The sequence below is a fragment of the Chelatococcus sp. HY11 genome (assembly GCF_018398335.1).
In the GTDB taxonomy this organism is placed as follows: Bacteria; Pseudomonadota; Alphaproteobacteria; order Rhizobiales; family Beijerinckiaceae; genus Chelatococcus.
The window spans coordinates 61067-85863 of record NZ_JAHBRX010000005.1 but is presented as its reverse complement, the minus strand read 5'-3'; the positions used below and the strand labels follow the sequence as shown (position 1 = coordinate 85863).

The window sequence follows — 24797 nt, the reverse complement described above, 5'->3', positions numbered from 1 at the left end:
TCCTCCAATCCGAGTGAGAGTCCTGGGTTTCGTTTCTGGCCTCATGCAGCCTGTTTTTCCAGCGTGGATTTTAGGGCGAACTCGGCGGGCGTGATGTTGCCGAGGGCCGAGTGGGGTCTGTGGCGGTTGTAGTCCTCCTTCCATGAGGTGATGGCGCTGCGGGCCTCGACGAGCGTCGAGAACAGCGTGTCGTTGAGACACTCGTCCCGGAAGCGTCCGTTGAAGCTCTCGACGAAGGCATTCTGCGTCGGCTTGCCGGGGGCGATGTAGTGCCACTCGACGCCGGTCTCCTGGCACCAGCGCAGGATCGCCATCGAGGTGAACTCGGTGCCGTAGCACATTGGGAAGAGGCTCGACCGTTGGCTGACGGCGCGCGAAGCCTTGCGTAGCGCAGCGCGCCGTCACGGCGGTCATGACCGGCCAGCAGGTCTCTAAAGTGAGGTTGTCGAGACAACACTTTGGAGAGAGGCCGACCATGACCAAGCGCTTTTCTACTCCCACCGGCGCCGTGCTGGTAGCGATCGACATGTCCAAGCATCGTCAGGAGGTCCTGATCGAACGACCTGAGGGTGGTCGACGCCGGCGGATGACCTTGATGGCGACCAAGCAGGACTACGAGCGCCTGGCTGTTGAGCTTTCTGCGATCGGACGACCGATCCTCGTCGGCTTCGAGGCGACCGGCAACTACCATCGCACGCTCGCCCACCGACTGCTGACGGCAGGCTTCGAGCTGCGGCTAATCTCCTCGGTCGCGCTCGCCCGGACTCGAGAGGCTCTGCACAACGGCTGGGACAAGAACGATCCCAAGGATGCCCAGGTGATCCTGCACATGTTGCGGATCGGCGCCACGCAGGCCTATGTCGATCCGCTGGCCGCCGGCATCAACGACCTGCAGGAGCTGTCGAAGACGCACGAGACGATCTCGAAGGCCAAGACGCAGACCTGGCACCGCATCCTGACGCATTATCTGCCGCTGTATTTTCCGGAGATAGCCCGCTTCGCCGGCAACAGCCGCTCGGATTGGTTCCTGGCGCTGATCGAGCGTTTCCCGACGCCCGGCAGCATCACCACATTGGAGCGGGAAGCGTTCGTGGCCGAGGCTTGGCCTCTGGTCGGCCGCAAGGTCTCCAAGGCTCGGCTGATCAACGATATCTACGAGACGGCCTGCTCATCGATCGCGTTGCCGGTGTTGGAGGAGAGTGCGGCGATCACGATGTTCCGCATGATCGTCGCCCAAGCGCGAGGCCTGATCCGGGAGCGCAACCGGATCGAGGAGATCGCACAGGCCACGCTGGCCGATCATCATGATTACCGGCTGCTGCGGCAGATCCCGGGAATCGGACCGATCAACGCTCTGACGATCCTGGCCGAGGCTGGAGACCTGCGCAGGTTCGGCCATCACCGGCAGTTCCTGAAGTTCTGCGGCCTCGACCTCGCGACCTGCCAATCCGGCACCTTCCGCGGCCGGACCAAGCTGTCGAAGTACGGCAATGCCCGCCTGCGCCGAACGTTCTGGATGGCAGCGCAGGTCGCCGCGCGCCAGCGCGATAACAGCTTCCGCGACAAGCTCGGCCGCTATGTTGCCGGCCACGCGGACGATGCCGATCGCCGTCGCAAGGCGATGACCGCACTTACCGCCAAGATGGCGCGGGTGGCGCATGCCGTCGTCAAGACGGGGACAGAATACCGGCCGTTCCTGGAGCGGTCGGATGCCAGGTGGAAGGACCCCTCTCTGCAAGTGCCGTGAGGGCGCCGAAGGCGACCCTGTAGATAATGTTCGGGCCTTCCACCTGGGTGCGTATCTCGTCTTGAGGACGGTGAGGACCACGGCCGCGTCAGTGCCGCTGGATCCTGTGTTTGCTATGGCTGGGAGCGATCCCGTTGACGGTGGAAACCATCTGGATCAGCTTATTACCGACGTCGGCGCATCGCCGACGCGATGAGACCTGCTGGCCAAGGCCCAAAGCTGCTTCCCGACATAGGACGTTGTCGGACACGATCGTCCCCGGCCGACCGCGCAGGCGAATGACACCATCCAGTTCGCGAGCCACGCGCAGGCCCGAGAGCGAGGTGTCGGCGACGAGTGCCAGGCACTCGCGCGTGTAGTCGTCGACGATGGCGAGCACCCTGAAGCGGCGACCGTCCGAGATCGTGTCGGAGAGAAAATCGAGGCTCCAGCGCGCATTGGCCCGATCAGGCACGAGCATGGGCCTGCGCGTGCCCAGTGCCCTTTTGCGGCCGCCGCGCCGGCGCACCTGCAGCTTCTCCTCGCGATAGAGCCGCCGCAGCTTCTTCTGGTTCATCACGATGCCCTGGCGGCCCAGCATGATGTGGATCCTGCGGTAGCCGAACCGCCGGCGCTCCGCCGCCACGGCCTTCATCGCCTCGCGCAACAGCGCATCGTCCGGCCGGGTGCTCATGTAGCGCACCGTCGAGCGGTCGATCGTCAAGGCCAGGCACGCCCGACGCTGGCTCACTGCATGCACCGTGCAGGCATGAGCCACCGCCTTCCGCTTCGCATCGGACGTCACCATTTTTTTGCGGCAACATCCTTCAGGATCGCGTTGTCGAGCATCTGCTCGGCGAGCAGCTTCTTGAGGCGGGCGTTCTCATCCTCGAGGGTCTTCAGCCGACGCGCATCCGACACGTCCATCCCGCCATACTTCGCCTTGAACTTGTAGAAGGTCGCCGAGGAGATGCCGTGCTTGCGGCAGACATCCGCCGTCGCAGCTCCAGCCTCCTGCTCCTTCAGCATCCCGATGATCTGCTCTTCCGTGAATCGTGAGGGGCGCATCGTCCGTCTCCGTGAGTGACGGACTCTACTCAAATCTGGAGGAAGATCAGGGTCTCAGGTCAGTTGGCGAGCTGTGTCGTGTGCGTCTCGTAGATCCGAGCGCGAAAATACATCTTGGACACTACGACATGATCGGAATGCACCAGTCTAAAGGTTTTATCGAGTACGTGCCCTATTGTGCTCATGCCTACTGGCATGAGGCGCCACGGGGCAAAGTTGAGGTTCTGATCGAAGGGCCGTTGCGCGTCGAAGAGGTTATTTCTTGAGAGTGGGCGCAGTCTGACGAAAATGCTTTTTCAAGCGTGCTATGCGGACTGGTGAGCTATTCCTCAAGCTCCAGAGTTCCTCGAGCAAGGCCGCAACCTTGGGATCGCCGACATACGCGACAAGCTTAAATCCCCGTTCAAGCTCGATTTCTATGTTCGCGCCATCAGCGCGCACATCTGGATAGTCCCCCATACCCGGTCCCCAAACCTGCCCGATCGATGTCGCTACCCGTGCCTGACCCCCATCGAACACGGCACCGCCTAAGTCAATTCTGACGGTTTTAGCGACCGTTAACCAGCGTGGCAAACGAGGATTTCGACTAAGGGGTCGATGCTTGACGCCGACGTTCCCGCTGCCATAGATTAGAAGAAAGCGTCGATCTCCGAGCCGACGGATAGAAACTCTGATTCATCTCCCCAACCCGCCAGGGCGTTCCCCCGCTTGGCGGGTTTTCGCTTAGCCGTGGCGATTGTTGGCCCACACACAAGGCTACGCCACAAATCGCAATGACGCCGCGACGAGCGCCTCTTTAACGTCTGGCGTAGCAATGCCTTCGGAATAGGACTGTCGTCCCCCACCCGTCGCTCGCTCGTGAACGTGTCCTTGAAGAGTCTGTGGAGCTGACCGAGGCTTACCCATCTTTCTTACGCTTTTTAACCATGCGCCTGTCGGTGAAAAACACATAAGCGACCCGTGGTCGATAAGCCCCTGAACGGCGAGGATCAACACTTCGCCGGCAGTCCGGAATGGATGGGATAGGGACATGCGCAGGAGCTCGGATAACCCGAAAAGATCCAACGATCAGTAGCTTGACTATGACCCCGTCTTCAACATCGGCTTAAAATGGAGGCTCCTTGCAACGCCACTTACAACGAAATCGGCGGCGGCCCCCACGCGCGACTAAACGGCTGACACTCTGCCGCCTCCGGTGCGACGAACCCGAACGCATCTAGCAGAGTAACTGGCAAAAAGGGGCACTATCGTTTGGAACGGCCCAGCGTAGACGACATCGTTCAGATGTGGTCGGCAGATCGAAATCCGCCGCCAGCGCAACGTAGAGGAGAGAGTCCCGCCCCACGTCCTTATTATGCGCACTGACCCAGAGCGGGCCCGAAACGGCGACGGAATCATTGTGAAGATGAACAGCATTGCCGAGCAGCACGGGTCCGCCAAGGCGGCTTCGGCATTCTGGCCGAATAAATAACTTCACCACCCTCCGTACGAATCCCGCGGTCCCACGGCGGGTCATTCGTTGTCATTGTAGCACCCACCATATCCCCTTCCCTGCCACTACCTAGACGTCGACGCGTTGGCGGACCCTAGGCCTTCATTCTGCAACAAAAACCTCGCTGGCGATTGATTCAGACGACTGCGTGTCCGCGTCTCAACCCACATCGTCGCTAGTGGGCCTATTTCAAAACCGTTGTTCGTCCCAATATGCCTCACCGCCTGCGGCCCACACGCATTACCGGCAGCAGCCCTCTACGTACAATTGGTGCGTGCAACATATGGTGTCACGGCTCTGCAAATTCGGACCTCTCGGTTTGCTTGAACAATTTTTCACGTACAGGAAACTATTGTTATGTTCGCAACAAACCTTCCACATAAGCTGAGACGTTTACAGACATCAAGACGTCACTACTTACTTTTTCTTTAAGACCCTGTTGACATTCCAGGGGGGCGCTGCTACAACGCGTCGCCGTCCAGGAAATGGACAGTAGGGACACGCCACAACACTGGGGTTCCTTCAAATCCATCAAAGCATTTGATGTAGACCTGTTTCTAATGCGCAGCGGTCGTTTAGGCCAAGGCGTTTGTGCACTGCTTCGTCATCATATTGCATTTGATAATATCAGCGCCCGAACAACGGGATATTAAAAATAAAGAGGCATTAAATGTATATATATAGTCATTTTTCAGAACGGCCGGCAGAATATGATCATATGAAGGCGGTCATTTATTGGTCGTCTAAGTTCCAAGAAGAGGCCAAAAATTCCCCGGATCAATACTATTCGTCTCTTGTGCACACGTTCGGAAAGAACGCGCTTGCTCCGACTGACTGGTCCAGCCTGAATGCAGATGAGCACCTCGCTGCGGTGGAGAATGCGATGCTCACGATGCTCCAACTGCAAGACGCTTGGCTCCAGCAGTTTACCCCACCGAAGCGATTATCGCCTCGAAACTACCCAACAATTCTGGGCTATGTTGACGGCAAACAGGAGCACGTCCCACCAGTCATGCGCAGCGTCATCCGCAATGGTCGAGCGGGGAAGTCGAGCTTCACTACCTGGCTCAGGTCAGATGGGATCAACGCATGGCAGACTTTGTCAAAAGGCGGCAAGTTCACGCAGGAACCGTTGAACCGCGATGACATTGCGAAAGTGCAGATTGAAGCTGCTACCTACAGTGTCAACAGCTGGCGACGTGGAAAATTGGGGCTCGATTACAGCATTATTCACGATGCAGGCAAGTCATAGGCCGAACCATTGCCCAACGCGTAGCCGATCATTATGACTCGGCTACGAGCTGCTTCTGGGACAACGAGCTCCAAAGAGACTCGTTATCCGCAGCCACTTGAGGGAACTCGCGGCTCGACTCTCAAGCATGAGATTATATAAATAGAAGAGATGACTGCGTTGATCAGTCACTCCACGTCGAATGTAGACTGTGCGTCCCGGGAGTAGGCGAAAGCTTGACACCCGGCGCCGAAAGGCGGCGCAAATTCCGGCACATACGCCGACGTAGGATTACCAATACCACCAGGACTGCTCTTGGAGGTAAGCTTAGACATGTCTAAATTAACTAAACAAATCATCATATCCATACAAAATCAAAATAACTTGGGAAATATTATCTATAATGAAACTACGAACGCTTACAAAATTGAGGGCAAAAGATCCCGTATACGCAGTCAAACTGACACGCAGCTGGCTATCATGGTTACAAGAAAAAACTAATGGCCGTATATACACATACTACTTTATTACGATTAGTCAATGTCATAGCCTATCTTCACATCTGACCGAGAATGACAGACGTACGGTCTCGCCGATGGCCTTAGTGGTATACAGCGCTCTGTTGCGGAAATTCTATAAGTTCTACATGGAACTTAACCGGCGGCTTTATCGCAATCCCTCCCATAAACCTCACAATCATGTCGTTGCGTTTATTGCTGGCGACGATCCCATATTCTCGACTTCTTCCCCGGTAAATGGCGTGCACTTGCATGGCATTCTTGCTGTCGAAAATAGTAGAGTAGCAGCCTTCGAGAATATGATTGTAAAAAAATACTTGCATCGTGACGTCGCTAGAATCTTTCTGAAAGGAAACCTTAAGATCGATATCTGTGATGTCGACAGCGTTAGGAATCGCATTCTACAATATTGCCTGAAAACATATTTAAATACCGGTGAATCATCCATCATAAGTTTCTATTGGCAAAGAAAACTCCCTTCTCGATAAGGACATGAAAACTTTTGTATCCACATAAAACAACTCGCACTGGCGTTAAATAGCGCGTCGGAAACAGATATGCAAAGAACTCTCTCGGCTCAAAAGAGGGGCGATCGATGCATATCCGCCTCTACGTTTTCTCACAAGAGGCTGTTCGAGACGGAGAGCTCTTTGACTAACATACGTTCTAACGGGAGCACATAGATTCATGCTGCATTCTCGTCCGGATCTACCCGCTCGGGACAGAGCTATTACAGAGGCTTGACGGGATGCGTGTTCGCGATGTTCATGGAGCGATCTTGTTTAAACAACGTTCCACCGTCGACCAATTGAGAGTATGAACGGACGAAAGCCATTGATTCACTCGGTTTGCCTAGAAGAGCGGCGTCGAGAATTCAGGTGACCTCAAGACGACGTCCATGGCGGTATGCACATTTATCCGCAAAATACTGTATGTTCTTCTGGACCTCGATGGCCTCGAACCAAAGCACGTCTTTGAGCGCTGGTGGGATGCATTCAACTCATTATAGGTACCTCCACGACTGCGAAGCGAAAACGATGCATGATCTCCGAACAGCTGCCTGGTCTGCTGGATGACATTCGTCCAGGGGATCTCGAACGCTTGTGACCGACGGAGGGATAATTCTGACGAGAAGGACGAAGGCGACGAAGAAGCCGACTCTCTCGCGGAAAAGGTCTAAGCGTGGTCACCAGGGAAGACGTTTGTTCACTAGCTCGACACAGGTACCAAAGAACCGACCCACGAAATGCGTGAAGCTGGGCATTTGGCCCGTGTCGCTCTCAGTAGCCTCATGCACTGTCCATCCATGCCCATTCTCGAACAGATCCTACTCTGTTGATTTCCACTGAGATCTGACCCGGCAGCATCGGATTTTTCCATCGAGAAGTGACCCATGTTTTCACCACGTCTCACGCGGCATCGCGGGGGACAGCGGAGTGATCGACATGGAGTTATTGAGCGTCATCCGACGCTGGCATCATCGGGATCGTAGCTCGATCCGGGAGATATCCCGCCGCACCGGCCTCTCACGGAACACCGTGCGCAAGTACCTGCGGGCGGACCGTGTCGAGCCCCAGTTTCAGGTTCCCGACCGACCGAGCAAGCTCGATCCCTATGCCGACAAGCTCGCGGCGATGCTGCGGGTCGAGAGTGGCAAGTCGCGTAAGCACAAGCGCACGGTCAAGCAACTGCACGCCGATCTCGTGACGCTGGGCTATGAGGGGTCGTACAACCGGGTGGCGGCCTTCGCCCGGGACTGGAAGGAAGCCCGGCTGCGCGAGCAGCAGACCAGCGGCCGCGGCACCTTCGTGCCGCTGGCCTTTGTGCCGGGCGAGGCGTTCCAGTTCGACTGGTCGGAGGACTGGGCGATCATCGCCGGCGAGCGTACCAAGCTGCAGGTAGCTCATGTGAAGCTGTCCTACAGCCGCGCCTTCACGCTCCGAGCCTACCTGCTGCAGACCCACGAGATGCTTTTCGATGCTCACAACCACGCCTTCCGGGTGCTGGGCGGTGTGCCGCGGCGGGGCATCTACGACAACATGCGAACCGCCGTCGACAAGGTCGGCCGGGGCAAGGAGCGCCAGGTCAACATCCGCTTCTCGGCCATGGTCAGCCACTTCCTGTTCGAGGCGGAGTTCTGCAATCCGGCCTCCGGTTGGGAGAAGGGGCAGATCGAGAAGAACGTACAGGATGCCCGCCATCGGCTGTGGCAACCCATGCCGAACGTCCCCTCGCTGCAGGCCTTGAACGAGTGGCTGGAGACCCGGTGCCGGGAGCTATGGACACAGATCGAGCACGGCGCGCAACCCGGCTCGATCGCCGATGTGTGGGCTGAGGAGATCCGCCACCTGATGCCGATGCCGCGGCCGTTCGACGGCTTCGTCGAACACGCCAAGCGCGTTTCCCCGACCTGCCTCGTCCACCTCGAGCGCAATCGCTACAGCGTGCCGGCCTCCTTCGCCAACCGCCCGGTGAGCCTGCGGGTCTATCCCGACCGGATCGTCGTCGTCGCCGAGGGACAGGTGATCTGCGAGCATCAAAGGGTGTTCGCGCGCTCCCATGATCGCCAGAGCCGGACCGTCTATGACTGGCGCCATTATCTAGCCGTGGTCCAGCGCAAGCCCGGCGCCCTGCGCAACGGCGCCCCCTTCGCCGAGATGCCGCCGGCCTTCCGGTCCCTGCAGCAGCATCTGCTCAAGCGGCCAGGCGGTGACCGCGAGATGGTGGAGATCTTGTCCCTGGTCCTCCAGCATGACGAGCAGGTCGTGCTCGAGGCTGTCGAACTCGCTCTCAAGGCCGGCGTGCCGACCAAGACCCACATCCTCAACCTGCTGCACCGGCTGATCGACGGCACGCCGCTGAGCACGCCACCCATCCTGGCTCCTGCCTCTCTCACGCTGACCACCGAGCCTCAGGCCAATGTGGAACGCTATGACGCCCTGCGTCGAGCCAGGGAGGCACGCCATGCGTCATGATCCGGCCAGCGGAGCCATCGTCATCATGCTGAGAAGCCTCAAGATGCACGGCATGGCGCAAGCCGTCGCCGAACTCACCGAACAGGGGTCTCCCGCCTTCGAGGCTGCCATGCCGATCCTCTCGCAACTCCTGAAGGCCGAGACCGCCGAGCGGGAGGTGCGATCGACCGCCTACCAGCTCAAGGCCGCGCGCTTCCCGGCCTATCGCGACCTCGCCGGCTTCGACTTCACCAGCAGCGAGGTCAACGAGGCGCTCGTGCGCCAGCTCCATCGCTGCGAGTTCCTCGACGACGCGCACAACGTCGTCCTGATCGGAGGGCCGGGCACCGGCAAGACCCACATCGCCACGGCTCTTGGCGTCCACGCCGTCGAGCATCATCACAGGCGGGTCCGCTTCTTCTCCACCGTCGAGCTCGTCAACGCCCTCGAACAGGAAAAGGCTCAGGGCAAAGCCGGTCAGATCGCCGGCCGGCTCGTCCATGCCGATCTCGTCATCCTCGATGAGCTCGGCTACCTGCCGTTCAGCGCCTCCGGCGGCGCCTTGCTGTTCCACTTGCTGAGCAAGCTCTATGAGCGCACCAGCGTGGTCATCACCACCAATCTCAGCTTCTCCGAATGGGCTACCGTCTTCGGCGACGCCAAGATGACCACAGCCTTGCTCGACCGGCTCACCCATCACTGCCATATCCTCGAGACCGGCAATGACAGCTTCCGCTTCAAGAGCAGCTCGGCAAAGCCACCAAAGCCAACCAGGGAGAAGCCGCGAAACTTGACCACCACTTGACCCCAGACCACCATCAGCCCGGGTCACTTCTCAGTGGAAATCCAGGGTCACTTCTCGGCGGAAATCAACAGTAAGCGGTGCCGAGGTCGCACTATATGTGCCCAGGCAACATATACAGCGTAACGGCTACGACGTATCGTCAAGCCGCGCCGTAGATGATAAGGTCGCACTGATTAAGCGAGGCGCACAATGCCAGAATGGATTGCAGGTTTTGTGAATTCGCTTAGGGAGCGTTCACTTCCCCATGGCTTGCTGCTAGTGGTGCTCGGTACACTGCTCTATTCGGCGGAGCTCTATGAATGGCCCTACGCCGATGCTCTTGCTTCTCTCCGGGGATTCTCTGGCCTCTGCGTTCTCGTAGGCGCAGCAATCATCATCGTATGCGCCCTGGGAAATGGTGTCGTGCTTATACGACGTATCGCAAGCCAACGGAAAACACATGCCGAACATCAACTCAGGCTAGAGATGGAACTGCATTATGTGAAAACCATCTCAGGTTCTCTCTCCAACTATGAGAGAGGTCTTTTACTGTTTCTTCTCAAGAAGGATCCGCCGGAGTTTTGGATCGACGTTGATAAGGTGCCGTTTAGCCGACTGGCCCAGTTGAATTGCTTCATGCCAGTAGTTCGACCAAGCGATCTTGCGTGGGGAGGTCCAACTTTCGTCACGTTTACCCCTTCGTTCCGCAGGCACCGCGACGCATTGGCTGAGTTCATCGCCGCCCAACCACACGCTTCAGTTGAAGGAGACAAATGGTTACAAGCCCTCATGAGAGTTCCTAGTGCTAGGTAAATTCCTGTTGTTCTCTTTCTCTGTTTTTTGTTCGCCTATGAAGAGGCGATGTCAGGGCCAATTTCCTTCCCTCCGGTTTTTAAGTGAGCTGGCAAGGCGAGCAATCGCCAACACGTCAAATGCTCGTTTTTTTGCCCATTCACATACCGCGCTCGAACAGGACCAAGGGTTCGAACGCACAAGGACCGAGGAGCTAGCGTCTCGGGTCCGATGCACGAAGGCTGTCGGATGCCGGCATACACGTCAGTTGGGAGACAATCCCCTGGGTCCATTATCTCAGACGGACCGGCCAGTACCACCGTCTGACTAACATGATGCGTATGGTACGAGAGGAAGGTTCTGATGAGTAAGGTGTATTCCGTCACGCGAGTAGTCGTCGCCAGAGGGGCTGTCGAGAGCGTGACGAGCCGGGTAGCGCTCGATGCTGAAGGCGCGAAACATGCTCTCCGTGAGCTGTCGCATACCCCTGATGATGAACCATGGCTCTCCGAGGATCTCGTGGCGATTGCCAGAGAGATGACCAACGCGATCGCTGCAGGTCAAATCTACTTCTTCGTCCAGCAGCACGACATTGAGCTCCACGTGACCATCCCCGTCTACACGATGGAACAGCTCTCAAAAATGAGCGCTAAGAAAGTCGCATAACGGCTCGCGCTTCTAACGAGCAGGGACGAGTGAGAAGAGCGATCAATTTGACAAACGTGTGTAGACATTGCGTACGTTACGAAGCTCAGTGACGCTTAGATGAGCGGCAGCCAATTTGACCCTTGGTCGATGCGGCACCGCGCAACGTAAGGTGCGCGTTCTGCTCGTTTCGGGCAGAACGCCAAATGGCGACAATGATTGTCGTGGCGATGTCACGGTAACGGCTTGTGAGTAGCATTGTGATATACGCACCTGGATGAACACCTCATCCATCAGCTACAAGCGCCATCGTTTCCCTCCCCAGGTCATCGCACACGCAGTGTGGCTCTACTTCCGATTTCCGCTGAGCCTGCGTCTTGTCGAAGAAATGCTGCTGGAGCGTGGCATTGTCGTCTCCTATGAAACGATCCGCCGCTGGGTAAAGAAGTTCGGCCCAGACTATGCACGTCGCCTTCATCGCAAGAAGCCCAGCCGGAATGACGTGTGGCATCTCGACGAGGTGGTCATCACCATTGCCGGCAGGAAACACTGGTTGTGGCGCGCTGTTGATCAGGATGGCTATGTGCTTGACGAGATCGTCCAGGCCCGCCGCAATACCAAGGCGGCCAAGCGATTGCTGGCTCGACTTTTGAAGAAGCAGGGCATCGCGCCGAAGCGGATGATTACCGACAAGCTGCGCTCCTATGGTGCGGCGCATCGCCAGATCATGCCAAATGTCGATCATCGATCACACAAGGGCCTTAACAACCGCGCCGAGAATTCGCACGTACCATTACGAAAGCGGGAGCGAATGATGCAGGGGTTTCGATCACCCGGAAGCCTGCAACGCTTCGTCTCGATCTTCTCCGCTGTCCGAAATCTCTTCGTCCCACCCCGTTCCCAACGATCCGCAGTCGAGGTTTACCTGCACCGCCTTCAGGCGATCGCGGCGTGGAAAGCTGTGACGGGAACCATGGCCTGAAATCAATCCGCGATGCTCAACCCATTCGGCGCGCCAGAACGTAAGTTAAGGTGACATCGCCGCTCGAGGCTGTCTTGTCGCGGAGGCCGCCGCTCCTGAGTAGCGGCGCATCGCCGCTGGAGTTTCTATGAGCTCTGATCATCAATCAGGCACCCTATCCGCGAGGGCTGTTTCCACCGCGATCTGTCCTGTGCAGAGTGCCTCTGTGATCGCATAGCCGTCAGCGGGGTAAACCAAGCCGCTGATCTGTCCGAGTTCGCCGGCTCCATAGAGTCCCGCAATTGCTTCGCCGGACACACTCAGAATTCTGCAACCCGCGTCGCGCCGTGGCCCTCCGGTGGTGAACGGACCTGCGGGCCACAGCTTCACACAGTAGAAGGGCGGCTCGGCGATCGGGGTAAGCGTCTCCGGTGGGCGGCCATATCCGTCTGCCCGATCGTAGCTGCAGGATTCGTTGTAACGATCCACTGCCCTAGCAGCCGCGCCGGGATCTTCAACGCCCGCGGCTGCGGCCGCCTCCTTGACGGTCTTTCCGGCCGAGATCCAGCCCCTCGCGATTTCGGCAGTGTTGTCGAAGCTCCAGTCGTAGACGCCCACCGAAACCGGCCCCACATGCCGAAAGGTAAGCGGCCCCGCACGGCGCCGCTTCTCGTCGAATATCCAGAAGCATGGAATGCGCGGGTACAGGCCGCGACCGGAGTCGAACTTTAGCAGTTCGTAGAAGAAGGAATGTAGCAGCTTCGCCTGCTTGTATTCGTCTGCAAACCGCTCGCCGAACCTGTCGACGATGACATAGCCGGGCGCAGGCTGAGACGGTGGGTGTCCCGGCGGCAGCATGTTGACGAAGAATCCCTGCCAGCGTCCGTCCGGTTCTAGCGGAAATCCCATCATGGCACGACCGACCATCTGGTTCATGTGCCACATGTCCGCACCCACTTCCGCTGCCATTCGCAAGCCATCTCCAGTGTGTGCTGGGCTGGCGGTAAAATAGGCCGGATAGGCGGGCAGATAAGTTTGCTTCGCCGCCTCGTCGTGTTCGAAGCCGCCGGTGCCGAGAACAACACCATATCGAGCGCGAATTTGCACGGTGCCTTCGGAGTTCTCGGCGCGGGCGCCGATCACCCGGCCATTGACATCGCGCAGCAGGGCCGACGCCTTGTGGCTCCACAAGAGCCGGACTCCCAACCCACAAACGACCTTGTGGAAGGCTGCATAGATGAGCTTCCCCGTACCTCCATTCGGGTCGAGACGATGTTGGTGCCAGCCCACCTGATACACCTCTACGCTCTCAGCACCGTCGAAGTGCGGGTGTTCGGCGGTATTGATCTTGACCCACGGAAGATCGGGATCGACAGAAGCCAACCAGTCTCGGAGCGTCGCAATCCGCTCCGCCATCACATGAGTAAGATCGGGCGGGACGAACCCGGCATAACACCGTTCGAGATATCGAGCGCCGGCGTCCTTGTCCGTCAAATGCATCCAGATGCCCCCGGCCATGCGAAGCGTGGCCTTGTGATCGTCCTGCGGCTGCTTTTCCACGACGATCACAGATGCACCGCGCTTGGCAGCGGTTATCGCTGCGGCCATACCGGAAACGCCGTATCCCAAAACCACGATATCCGCCTCGTGGTCCGCATCGGCCGGGGGGCTTGCGCGCATAATCGCTGATCCGTTTCTCGGAAGACAGTTTGTTGCTCGCGACAGGGGAAACCGCGGCGTTTACAGTGAAACCTTCCTATCCACTGACGGCGACGTGAAGTGGCCGATAGGAGCGAAACATGAAGCCCCTTAACACCGGCTCTCCAGGGTTGACGAGTCGGATCGTCGTATAGCGGTTAAGCATCTGTGCGATACTCTCTACCAGCTCCGCCCGCGCTAGGTTGGACCCCGGGCAACTGCGCGGCCCCACGTTGAAAGCAAAGTGGGCGCGGATGGCCTTGCGATCCAAATTCACCACGTGGGGGCAGGCGAAGTGGGCTGGATCGCGATTTGCGGCCTGCAGCACGGCAATCACCATATCGCCCTTGGCGATCTTCTGGCCAGCAAGCTCAACATCTTTCATGGCGCGGCGGGGCCGGAACTGCACGCTTCCGTTGAGCCGCAGAACCTCTTCAACAAACTTGGCGATCGCGGGTCGGCCACCTGCCCTCACCTGCTGCAGCAGCGATTCGTCCGTAAGTAGCATATAGAAGGCATTTGCAATGGAAAGGGTAGTTGTGTCCGACCCGGCGAAGAGCAATCGACGGGACGCATCGAGCACGTCGGTCGAATTCCAGTCTTCATAGAGGGCTGGACCGCCGGCCCACAAACGCGAGACAAAATCCTCGCCTCTCCGCTCTTTCCTCTCCTCAACAACTGGACGCAGCATTTCATTCAGTTCTTCCGACGCCGCAATGGCACTCCGCTGAACCGCGAGCAACTCGTCCGTTGGTTCTCCCTCCAGTTTAAGCGAATTGGCGATGGTGGCGAAGTCGGCGATCCGATCGTTGAGCTTCTTGATGCGCGCGAGGGTTTCGGTGGTGCGGTCGGGCAGATCCATGAGGTCGGCGAAGATCGCGACCGGGATTCTCTCCGCATACTCGTCGGCGATATCGAATTCCTCGCGGCCCTCTAGGGAGGAAAGGATGCGACCGATGATCGGGGTCACCACCGTGTCCATGTACTCGGCGACCCATTGCGGCGACAGCAAATCCATGAGCCACCATCGATGCATCGCCCGATGTTCCTCGCCCGTAAGGAAATGGAACGACCGCGGGTTGTTGAGTCGAAGAGCGCGATAGCCTTCGCCGGCCTTCATCGACAGATACGGTTGAATATATGTCGAGTCATCCATCAACACGGCGCGGTTTGCGGCAGCACCCGTGACGAGCCAAGCCTTGATATGGTTATCCCAGACCACATCGCCGCGGGCGCGCAGCGCATCATAGAACGGATGAGGATTGCGATCTTCCGTGTCCCAGTAACTCTCCATATCGGTCCCCATTTTCATCTACAACCTCTTCCCGTCGCTCAGCGGGTATGCCTTCGTTACAGGGTTAGAAATTCTTCGTTTGCATCGCACCTATCTTAGGAGAGGTGATGGCGCCGCTGCCGCCGGACGATAGTATCTACTAGTCACAGCGAAGATACAAACGTTCAATGCCAAAGATCAGATTCATAAGTTCAGACGGCCACGTAACAGAGTGTAGCGCCGAGCCTGGCCAGAGTGCCATGGAAGTTGCGGTCGCGTGCGGTGTAGAGACGATCGTCGCAGAGTGCGGAGGCGCGATGATGTGCGCCACCTGTCATGTCTATCTAGATCCCGCGGCGGCGGAGCTGTTCGGGGAACGATCCGACGTCGAAGAGGTGATGCTCGACATGGCCACCGCCGAACGCCGCCCGACAAGTCGGCTGAGCTGCCAGCTTATCATCGAGGCGGGAATGTCAGAGATCGACATCCATCTTCCTAACAACCAGTATTAGGTGACTAATGGACATAAGGCCATCGAAGGGAGCCGACATTATGCGGCGCCTTATCGGAGAGAACAACTACCGGGAGCGCTCCGAACATGTCAGGTCGTTCGGAGCGGAACTGCAGGAGGTCGCGGAGCAGTTCGTCTTCGAAGAAGTCTGGATGCGCGAAGGGTTGGACTGGCGTTCCCGCAGCCTGCTTTGTCTCGGCGCGCTGACGGCACGGGGCATGTGGCGGCCGCTACGGCTGCATCTGCATGGCGCATTCAACAACGGACTGACGGAGACTGAGATAAGGGAAGCGATCATCCATCTCGCCGTCTATTGCGGCTTCCCCAATGCCTCGGAGGCCAACCATGTCGTCGAGCAGGTGCTTGCCGAGCGCAGGCGTCCCGAACCAGATGCAAAGGAATGACGCGTGAGGCAGGTTGGTTTGATTGGACTTGGCAGCATGGGCGGAGCGGTCGGGCGGCGGTTGCTCGACCGGGGCATCGCTCTCCATGTCTTCGACATCGATGCTTCGTCCATCGCGAAGTTCGTGTCGCGGGGGGCTATCGGGCATGTATGCGCGCGAGACCTGGCACACCACGCGGAAGTGGTGCTTACTTGCCTGCCGACGACGGAGGGCAGCCTGGTGGCACGCATGGGGCAGGACGGCATTATAGGCGGAAGGGTCGCTAAATACGTGGTTGAGCTGTCGACGGTTGGCCCGTCTGCGGCGGCGGAACAGGCCGACCTGCTTGCCAAGGTCGGAATCCGCAGCATTGATGCACCGGTTTCCGGCGGGCCCCACAGCGCGGAAAATGGACAGCTCACCGTCATGGTTGGAGGGCCGGAAGCGAATCTGCAGGCAGTCCGCCCGTTGCTGGAGGCGATTGGAGCAGTTGTCGTTCATGTTGGCCCCAATGTCGGCGACGGCCAGCGGATGAAGCTAATCAACAATCTGCTCGCGGCCTCGAATATTGCCAACTCCTTTGAAGCGCTGGCGCTGGGCGTAAGGATGGGGCTGACCCCTCCGGCGATGGTGGATGTGATCGGACGCAGCAGTGGCGCAAATACAGGTTTCTCCGCGCGCCGCATCGCTGCGGTGACCTCTCGTTCCTTCGAGTACGGCGGCAAGATTGCCTTGTTCGAGAAGGATATCGCGCTGGTGCGCTCCGAGGCGCTCGCCCTGGGATTCCCGTTCGACTCGATGCTGGCCCTCGCCGGTGTGGTCTCGCGCTGGCGAGTCGCCAGCGAACGTGGCCTGTCAGACCAGGACCTTAGTATGTTGATGACCGTGATCGAGGACGAAACCGGCGTCAGCGTCATCGATGGGGCGGAGAGGATTCCGTCAAAGACGCAGGACTCCTGACGAGCCGGGTATTGTCGCTGTGCAGTCCGGACCGCTGGTTTCTGTTTATGTGGACGGCACAGTCGCCCAACTGCTGTTCCCCGGCATCAGAGACCGTTTGAGAATGGGTTGATGTGACGGCTGGGTCATGATTCAAGCTTGGGATGTGGACCCGAGCGAGCCGTAGCCGGATGGCTGGATTTGAGAAGCGATCGAAGCGCTACCCGACCGATCTGACGGACGAAGAATGGCTGTTCGTTGAGCCGTTTCTACCACCGGTGGCCAAGCGTGGACGCAAGCCGGCGACGGACCTGCGTGATGTGCTTGATGCGCTTCGCTATCTGGCGCGCACAGGTGGTGGATGGCGGATGTTGCCGAACGACTTTCCGCCCTGGCAGACGGTGTATTGGTGGTTCCGCCGCTTCGTGCGCCGGCTACTGTTCCGTACGATCCACGACGTCACACTGATGCTCGACCGCGAGCGCGAAGGGCGTGAACAGAGCCCGACGGCCGCCGTCGTTGACAGCCAGTCCATCAAGGCACCAGCTGCGGAAAAGCGGGGCTTTGATGCCGGTAAGAAGGTGGTCGGTCGTAAACGGCACATTGCCGTCGATACCGATGGTAGGTTGCTCATGGTCAATCTGACCACTGCCGACATCTCCGACAGCGCCGGTGCTCAAACGATCGTCGCGGCCGTCCGCAAGCGATGGCCATGGCTCAAGCATCTGTTTGCCGACGGTGCCTACGACCGCACCCGCCTTATGGACGCCGCGGCATATCAGGACTTCGTCCTCGAGATCATCCGTCGCTCCGACAAGGAGCCGGGCTTCAAGGTGCTGCCCAGACGCTGGGTCGTCGAGCGCACCTTCGGATGGATGACGCGCTGGAAACGGCTCGTTCGCGATTATGAGAAGCGGATCGACGTTTCAGAGGCGATGATCCACCTCGCTCTCGGCAGCCTCATGCTCCGAAGAAGTGTCCATCCATGACCATTCTCAAACGGACTCTCACAGCAATGCCGGGGAACTTCTTGGTTCGGCGGCTACTTCACGCTGACCTTCGCGTCCTCGATGACCCGCTTCCAGTGCTCGACATCTTCGTTGATGCGAACGGCGAACTTGTCGGAAGAGGAACCCACTATGCGGAACCCCTTCTCGGAGAACTTCTTGAAAACCGCTGGGTCCTTTAGCGCTTCAGCGATGTTATTCTGTAATGTCTGGATGATTTCCGCAGGGGTTCCCTTCGGGGCGAAGAAGCCGTACCAAGCACCTGGATCAAAGCCGGGCAGCCCGCCCTCGCTGAAGCTGGGCGTGTCGGGGTAGTTCGGAGAGCGAGAGTTGCCGCCCAGCGCCACCATCCGGAGCTGTCCTGCCTGAAGCATACCGGCTGCGGCGGTCGGGTCGAAGACGATCGCCTGAATCTCGTCCTGCAGAAGACCAGTCACGACCGCCGTACCACCTTGGTATGGGACGTGGACCATCTTGATGCCCGCAGCGAGGAGAAAGCTCTCAGCTGCGAGGTGGATCGCACTGCCGACTCCCGCTGAACCAAAGCGTAATGAGCCGTCCCGCTCCTTCGCGAGTGCAATGAACTCCTGAACGGTCTTTGCAGGCATCTTAGAATTGACCATGAGGCCAAGAGAGATAGACACCGCATCGGTGATCGGCGCAAGCTTCTCGCGAATGTCGAAGTCACTGGACCGCAAGCTCTGCTCGGCCGTCAAGCCGCTCGACGTCAACAGAAGCCTGTAGCCGTCGGGCGCGGCTTTCACCACATCCTGGGCGCCCAGCATTCCGCCGGCGCCAGCCTTGTTCTCAATTAGGACAGGCTGGGCGAGTCGGGTTGACAAAACCGCGCCAACTTCGCGTGCGATCATGTCGCCGGTGGAGCCCGGCGCGAGGTTGGCCACGATGGTGATAGGCTTGCCCGGATACTGCTGCGCAAGCGCCATGCTGGCGCCAGCCAGCGTCGACGCGGCCAGTCCGATGGTTGTGAAGAGCATTGAGGCGACACGTAGTGTAGGCATTTCCTTGGTCCTCCCATATCAATACATTCGGCTTTCCGCGGTCGTCGGCGTGACGGTTCGAGAAGTCCGGGACACAATAGGAACGGTGGCGAGTGCAAAGGAACCTATCGGTGGATAGGTGCCGATATCACGCACGGGGTACGAAGGATAGTGAGGGCGCCAGCGGGCATCGCCTCGAAGTGGAGGAGCGAATGAGTGTCAACGTCAAAGACCTGGGAACAGGGCTGATCTTCCTGGGTTTCGGACTCGGCTACGGCATCAATGCCTATCTTACCATGCGAGTGGGTACGCCCCTCAATATGGGGCCAGGCTTCTTTCCGGTCGCCCTCTGTTTTCTCCTCGTCGCCATCGGCGCAGTGGTGTTGGCACGAGGGTTCATCCTTGCAGATGGAAATGGCAGCGGCAGCGGCGCCATCGCTTGGCGAGCCGTATCAGCGATCACCATATCGCTCGTCCTATTTGGAGCGCTGGTCTCCATGCTTGGACTTCTCCCCGGCGCTTTCATGATCGCCTTCGTGACCTGCCTTGCAAAGTCTGGCATCAGCTTGCGCACTGCGACGCTGACAAGCCTCGGCGTGGCGATATTCTGCGCGCTGGTCTTTGGCTTACTACTCAAGCTGCCTCTTCCGCTGCTGGGCCCCGTCTTCTTCTACGGGAGGGGATAATGCAGCATCTGCTTGACAATCTGATGCTGGGGTTCTCGGTCGCGGCGAGTCCCACCAACCTGCTCTACTGCCTTTTGGGAACACTGCTCGGTACTGCTATCGGCGTCCTTCCCGGCATCGGTCCGGTCGCGACGATCGCGCTCCTGCTGCCATTCACACTCGGGCTAGATTCGACAACCGCCCTGATCATGCTGGCCGGCATCTACTATGGCAGCCAGTACGGTGGATCGACGACGGCCATTCTGGTGAACATGCCTGGCGAGGCGGCATCGGCGATCACGACCATCGACGGCCATCAGATGGCAAAGAAAGGCAGGGCTGGGCCGGCGCTTGCCGCGGCAGCTATCGGTTCGTTCGTCGCTGGAACGTTTGCGACGCTGCTGATTTCCGTCATCGCGATCCCGCTTACGACCCTTGCGCTGAGCGTGGGCTCTCCCGAGTATTTCTCGCTTCTGGTCCTCGGCCTGATCTTATCTATAACGTTGGCCTCCGGGTCTGTAATAAAGGCGATCGGAATGATTTGCCTGGGACTCCTGCTGGGACTGACGGGGCTCGACATATATTCTGGCGCTCCAAGGTTCACCTTCGGAACCATCGAACTGATGGACGGTTTTGACTTCGTTGCCATCGCGGTCGGCATGTTCGGGCTCAGCGAGATCTTCCGCAATCTGGAGAAGACGGACGAGCAGCCGACGACAGTCCTGAAGATGCAGTCGCTTTGGCCGACCCGCACCGATTTCAGGCGCATGACAGCGCCGATCACGCGTGGGACGATCATCGGATCGCTGCTGGGGGTTCTGCCAGGAGGCGGCGCGCTCTTGTCCTCGTTCGTCGCCTACACCGTGGAGAAGCGGGTCTCGCCAAACTCCGCTGAATTTGGGCGGGGCGCAATAGAGGGCGTCGCGGCCCCGGAGGCGGCGAACAACGCCGGAGCGCAGACGTCGTTCATTCCGATGCTGTCGCTCGGCATCCCGTCTAACATCATCATGGCCTTTATGGTAGGCAGCATGTTGATGCAGGGGATCACTCCCGGGCCTGGGGTGATAAACGCAAATCCCGAGCTCTTCTGGGGGCTGATTGCGTCGATGTGGATCGGCAACGCGATGCTAGTCGTGCTCAATCTTCCGCTTGTCGGGCTATGGACCTCGATGCTGTCCCTTCCATACGTTGTCCTCTTTCCTGCGATCGTCACCTTTTCAGCAATTGGAGCATTCAGCGTTACTAACACGCAGTTCTCTATCTTCATTCTGGCTGGTGCAGGTTTGGCGGGGTATATCCTCATAAAGCTGGATTGCGAGCTGCCACCGTTCATCCTTGGCTTCATTCTTGGGCCGATGCTTGAAGATCACCTTCGACGTTCGCTGATCATTTCCGGCGGCGATCCATTGATATTCATGCAGAAGCCGATCAGCGCCGTTCTGCTTCTCGCCTCCGCTGCCATCCTGGTGTTTCTCGTCGCGCCAGCAGTGCAACAGCGACGTAAAGAGATTTTCGTTGAAGATGGCTGAATTGCGTGCCGCACGCTACGTCATGAAGCAATTCGACCCATTATGTCGGAAGATGCAACCGTTCCAGCTAGTGGTCATCGCGGCCTCGCGCCGGGCCTCGAAGCTGGGCGGCTAGGAGGACGCATGAACTCTGTGATAATTGTGGGGGCAGGTCATGCGGGCGTGGAGCTTGCCGCTGCACTACGCCAGCGGAGATTTGCCGGGGCAATCGATCTCGTGTCGGACGAAGGGGAGGTGCCCTATCAGCGCCCACCGCTCTCGAAGGACTACATCAAGCGGTTAGGAAGTCCGCTGGTGCTGCGTCCGGCCAAATTTTACGAAGAGCAGAAGATCGGGCTTCGGCTTGGGGTGTCAGTGGCCGCTATCGACCGGGCCGTCCGCTCTGTGATACTATCCAACGGCGAAGTGCTCGCGTACGACCATCTTGTGCTCGCCACAGGAGCTCGCAACAGACGGCCACCAGTTCCGGGCATCGATCATCACGATATTCTTCAGCTCCGCTCTCTGACAGACGCAAGGGATCTCGCCAAGCGCATTCGCAACTTTCGTCGCATCGTTGTCATTGGTGGCGGCTTTGTCGGTTTGGAAGCAGCCGGTTTGCTCCGCTTAATGGGCATCGAGGTAGATGTAGTCGAGATGGCGCCACGTCTCATGCAGCGAGCCGTGTCGCCGACAGTCTCTGAGTGGTTCCTGAAATTCCATCATGACAGCGGCGTCGGGGTTCATCTGTCGCGTCAGGTGGAAGCCGTGGAGCACTGTGATGGCCGGGTCAATGTGCTGTTGGCAGGCGGCGTTCATTTAGAGGCCGATGCAGTGCTTCTTGCTGCCGGTGTCATGCCGAACGTTGAACTTGCGGCCGCCGCCGGACTCGAAATCAACAACGGCGTGGTCGTTGATGATTTTCTTGCGACCTCGGACCCAGCGATCTCCGCAATTGGCGATTGCGCGGTGTATCCGAGCATCCACTTGCCGGGCCCGACACGACTTGAATCTGTCCAGAACGCGTGCGATCACGCCCGGACGTTAGCCGCCCGCCTGACCGGCACACTTCAGCCCTATGACGCTCTACCGTGGTTCTGGTCGGTTCAGGGAGCCGCGCGCCTGCAGATTGCCGGGCTAACGAAGCCCGGCCTGACTGAGGTCGTACGTGGAGACATTGGCAGCGGCAGGTTCTCAGTCTTTCTCTTGGATGACGACAGGCTTCAGGCCGCCGAAACCGTCAATTCGCCAGCCGATCACATGTTGGCCCGCCGTCTGATAGTTCAGGGCGCGAGGTTAGATCCGATGGCGCTTGCAGACAACTCTGTCGAGCTAAGCGACCTGTAGGATTTTCTGGATAGCCTCTTCGCGCTGGTGCTCGGCATTCTCGCGACTTAGCTGTCGTTGCTATGGAGGTCGTCCGCCCGAGATTTGGATGGGAAATTGCTGTTGACACAGGCGCAACCTACCACTTCTCAGGAAAGAGGAAAGCGCTTGAGATGCGGCGAGCGGACGAGCAATCAGTCAGCGGGTCGTCGAGCGCGCATCTGCTTTAGAGGCTGGTGAGCAATTTTATTGCTCGATCCAAGTGTTTGATTCAGAATAGGTTTGGTGCTGGGCCGCGGAGGCGCATGCGGGCTGTTTGACGATCCGGGAGCCCCGCCATCGCTCAACACCACGATCGACCAGGTCGTGGCCATGACTGACGTGGAGCCCGCACGCGTTTACGTCGACCTGGGCTATCGTGGGCATGACTATGCGCACAAGGAGCGCGTGTTCATCGCCCGCCAGCGGCGAGGGCTCACGCCGACGATCAAACGGGAGCTGAGACGCCGGTCCGCGATCGAGCCGATGATCGGGCACATGAAGGCGGACGGGCGGCTGGGACGCAATCACCTGCTCGGAGCGGCCGGGGATGCGATCAACGCGCTCCTCGTGGTGGCCGGACATAATCTACGGCTGATCCTGAACTGGCTCAGGCTTTTTATCGCCTGGCTCATGGCAGCCCTGATCAGTTCATTCGCGCAATCGGATACTTCTCTGGTCGCCTGAAATCCAGCGCCCGCCTCGTGCCGCCGCATTATTCAGGGCCGACCAATTAGCCATCAACCGCTACATCGCTGAACACAACGACAAGCCGCGTCCTTTCGTATGGACCAAAACAGCCGAAGCCATTCTCGCCAAGGTCACCGTCAGCCTGATCCTTCCGAATGAGTCAGTGCACTAGGAGCAAAGGAGTTTAAAGGTCAAAACGGAACGCCCCTTAGATAGCCGCCTATTCTCATGATGCCAAGGCTCATGCAACGGCAACGGCCACCTTCCGTTCGATAGGCGCGATCCGGATGTAACGCCGATATTCGGACAAGGACGCGTCGCTCCACTCGAGGGATGGCGCCTGTGCGGAAAGTCATTCGGCGGGACGAATTCAATGGAAGCCTATATCTACGATCATGTACGCACGCCTCGCGGCAAGGGACGCCCCGATGGGGCTCTCCACGAAATCACCTCGGTTCAGTTAGCCACGCAATTGCTTGAAGCTTTGCGTGACCGTAACGACCTCGAGACGTCGTTACTCGACGATGTCATCATCGGCATGGCGCAGCCGGTCGGTGAGCAGGGCGGCGTACTGGCGCGAGCAGCCGTGCTTCAGGCAGGCTATGCCCAGACAGTTGGTGGTCAGCAAGTCCATCGGTTCTGCGCTACGGGCCTTGACGCAGTGAACCTGCTGTCGGCGCAGATTCACTCCGGAATGATCGAGGCGGGCATTGGCGGCGGCGTCGAATCAATGAGCCGCACCGTGATGGGCTATGACAGCGGTGCTTGGACATCAGACCCAACCATCGCCTTCCGGAATCACTACGCACCGCAGGGTATCGGTGCCGACCTAATCGCTTCCCTGGATGGCTTCACTCGAGAGGACGTGGATGCGTTCGCGGTCGAAAGTCAGAACCGAGCAGCGCAAGCTTGGCAGGAAGCCCGGTTCAAGGGTGCGATCGTTCCGGTCAAGGATGTGCTTGGCGACGTGGTGCTCGACCATGACGAGCATATGCGTCCTGGCACGACGCTTGAGACCCTTGCAAAGCTCAAGCCCTCATTCGAGGCATTCGGGAAGGCCGGGTTTGAGGCTGTAGCCAAGGACCGCTATCCGCAGCTGGAGGCAATCAACTACGTCCATCACGGCGGCAACAGCTCCGGCATCGTAGATGGCGCAGGTCTGGTGCTCCTCGGCTCCAAAGTGTTCGGCGAGAAGGCGGGCATGAGACCGCGTGCCCGCATTGTTGCTTACGCTAATATCGGATCGGAGCCGACAATCATGCTCACTGCGCCGGCCGCGGTCTGTCTGAAGGCGCTTAGATCCGCCGGAATGAGTAAAAACGACGTCGACCTCTGGGAGCTCAACGAGGCGTTTGCCAGTGTCGTTTTGCGCTTCATGAACGAGATGGAGCTGCCTCATGACCGAGTCAACGTGAACGGCGGCGCGATTGCGATGGGTCATCCCCTCGGCGCGACCGGTGCGATGCTTGTGGGCACTGTGCTGGACGAGCTCGAACGCCGCGACCTCGAGACCGCCGCCATCTCCCTCTGTGCAGCCAACGGGCTCGGCGCTGCCTGCATCATCGAGCGCGTCTGAGCGCCATACCGAA

The 24797-nt window shown here is 58.8% G+C and carries 17 protein-coding genes and 5 pseudogenes; 17 read left to right on the top strand and 5 right to left on the bottom strand.

Annotated features, from left to right (window positions below; translation table 11 throughout):
- Positions 1-41 precede the first annotated feature (41 nt).
- Positions 42-332 (bottom strand): annotated as a pseudogene (locus KIO74_RS31410) (integrase core domain-containing protein); the annotation flags it as partial.
- A gap of 143 nt (positions 333-475) precedes the next feature.
- On the opposite strand from KIO74_RS31410, the pseudogene KIO74_RS31405 reads away from it, so the two are divergent.
- Positions 476-1739, top strand: a pseudogene (locus KIO74_RS31405) (IS110 family RNA-guided transposase); the annotation flags it as partial.
- A 246-nt stretch (positions 1740-1985) separates the two neighbouring features.
- Here KIO74_RS31405 and KIO74_RS32090 read toward each other — a convergent pair.
- Positions 1986-2794, bottom strand: a pseudogene (locus KIO74_RS32090) (IS3 family transposase); the annotation flags it as partial.
- A gap of 2162 nt (positions 2795-4956) precedes the next feature.
- On the opposite strand from KIO74_RS32090, the gene KIO74_RS31390 reads away from it, so the two are divergent.
- From KIO74_RS31390 to KIO74_RS31365, 6 genes are all read left to right on the top strand, one after another.
- Complete coding sequence (locus KIO74_RS31390; protein WP_213339702.1) at positions 4957-5538, top strand: hypothetical protein; 582 nt, start codon at positions 4957-4959, stop codon at positions 5536-5538.
- Positions 5539-7480: 1942 nt separating this feature from the next.
- The gene (istA, locus tag KIO74_RS31385) at positions 7481-9010 is read left to right on the top strand and encodes an IS21 family transposase (protein ID WP_213339701.1); all 1530 of its coding nucleotides are present in this window, start codon (positions 7481-7483) and stop codon (positions 9008-9010) included.
- Positions 9000-9794, top strand: coding sequence for an IS21-like element helper ATPase IstB (gene istB / locus KIO74_RS31380; RefSeq protein ID WP_213327349.1), 795 nt, complete (start codon positions 9000-9002; stop codon positions 9792-9794). The genes istA and istB overlap by 11 nt, the downstream gene beginning before the upstream one ends.
- A gap of 189 nt (positions 9795-9983) precedes the next feature.
- A complete protein-coding gene (locus KIO74_RS31375; protein WP_213339700.1) occupies positions 9984-10586 on the top strand; it encodes a hypothetical protein in 603 nt (200 codons plus the stop codon).
- Positions 10587-10928: 342 nt separating this feature from the next.
- Entirely contained in the window at positions 10929-11231 is a 303-nt protein-coding gene (locus KIO74_RS31370; protein ID WP_213327282.1) for a hypothetical protein, read from the top strand.
- 256 nt (positions 11232-11487) lie between these two features.
- Positions 11488-12192, top strand: a complete 705-nt coding sequence (locus KIO74_RS31365) for an IS6 family transposase (RefSeq protein WP_213339672.1) — start codon at positions 11488-11490, stop codon at positions 12190-12192.
- 141 nt (positions 12193-12333) lie between these two features.
- Here the strand turns inward: KIO74_RS31365 and KIO74_RS31360 are convergent, their stop codons facing one another.
- Together KIO74_RS31360 and KIO74_RS31355 are read right to left on the bottom strand one after the other, a co-directional pair.
- Positions 12334-13851 (bottom strand): FAD-dependent oxidoreductase, encoded by a 1518-nt coding sequence (locus KIO74_RS31360; RefSeq protein ID WP_213339699.1) that lies wholly within the window; start codon positions 13849-13851, stop codon positions 12334-12336.
- Positions 13852-13927: 76 nt separating this feature from the next.
- Complete coding sequence (locus tag KIO74_RS31355; protein ID WP_213339698.1) at positions 13928-15181, bottom strand: cytochrome P450; 1254 nt, start codon at positions 15179-15181, stop codon at positions 13928-13930.
- 149 nt (positions 15182-15330) lie between these two features.
- Between KIO74_RS31355 and KIO74_RS31350 the strand changes: the two genes are divergently transcribed.
- From KIO74_RS31350 to KIO74_RS31335, 4 genes are all read left to right on the top strand, one after another.
- Positions 15331-15654: a 2Fe-2S iron-sulfur cluster-binding protein gene (locus KIO74_RS31350; protein WP_213339697.1), complete on the top strand. Its 324-nt coding sequence runs from the start codon at positions 15331-15333 to the stop codon at positions 15652-15654.
- A gap of 40 nt (positions 15655-15694) precedes the next feature.
- Positions 15695-16057, top strand: a complete 363-nt coding sequence (locus tag KIO74_RS31345) for a carboxymuconolactone decarboxylase family protein (protein WP_213339696.1) — start codon at positions 15695-15697, stop codon at positions 16055-16057.
- 3 nt (positions 16058-16060) lie between these two features.
- The gene (locus KIO74_RS31340; RefSeq protein ID WP_213339695.1) at positions 16061-16996 is read left to right on the top strand and encodes an NAD(P)-dependent oxidoreductase; all 936 of its coding nucleotides are present in this window, start codon (positions 16061-16063) and stop codon (positions 16994-16996) included.
- A 143-nt stretch (positions 16997-17139) separates the two neighbouring features.
- On the top strand, positions 17140-17964 hold the full coding sequence (locus tag KIO74_RS31335; RefSeq protein WP_213331959.1) for an IS5 family transposase: 825 nt from the start codon (positions 17140-17142) through the stop codon (positions 17962-17964).
- 53 nt (positions 17965-18017) lie between these two features.
- Here KIO74_RS31335 and KIO74_RS31330 read toward each other — a convergent pair whose 3' ends face one another.
- Positions 18018-18926, bottom strand: coding sequence for a Bug family tripartite tricarboxylate transporter substrate binding protein (locus tag KIO74_RS31330; protein ID WP_213339694.1), 909 nt, complete (start codon positions 18924-18926; stop codon positions 18018-18020).
- Between the two features lie 266 nt (positions 18927-19192).
- Between KIO74_RS31330 and KIO74_RS31325 the strand changes: the two genes are divergently transcribed.
- From KIO74_RS31325 to KIO74_RS31300, 6 genes and pseudogenes are all read left to right on the top strand, one after another.
- Positions 19193-19666 (top strand): tripartite tricarboxylate transporter TctB family protein, encoded by a 474-nt coding sequence (locus KIO74_RS31325; RefSeq protein ID WP_213339693.1) that lies wholly within the window; start codon positions 19193-19195, stop codon positions 19664-19666.
- Positions 19666-21174, top strand: a complete 1509-nt coding sequence (locus KIO74_RS31320) for a tripartite tricarboxylate transporter permease (protein ID WP_213339692.1) — start codon at positions 19666-19668, stop codon at positions 21172-21174. Before KIO74_RS31325 ends, KIO74_RS31320 begins: the two co-directional genes overlap by 1 nt.
- Positions 21175-21297: 123 nt before the next feature.
- On the top strand, positions 21298-22500 hold the full coding sequence (locus tag KIO74_RS31315; RefSeq protein ID WP_213339691.1) for an NAD(P)/FAD-dependent oxidoreductase: 1203 nt from the start codon (positions 21298-21300) through the stop codon (positions 22498-22500).
- 303 nt (positions 22501-22803) lie between these two features.
- Positions 22804-23205, top strand: a pseudogene (locus KIO74_RS31310) (transposase); the annotation flags it as partial.
- 43 nt (positions 23206-23248) lie between these two features.
- A pseudogene (locus tag KIO74_RS31305) lies at positions 23249-23380 on the top strand (IS630 family transposase); the annotation flags it as partial.
- Positions 23381-23581: 201 nt separating this feature from the next.
- Positions 23582-24784, top strand: a complete 1203-nt coding sequence (locus KIO74_RS31300; protein ID WP_213339689.1) for an acetyl-CoA C-acetyltransferase — start codon at positions 23582-23584, stop codon at positions 24782-24784.
- The last annotated feature ends 13 nt before the right edge of the window (positions 24785-24797 follow it).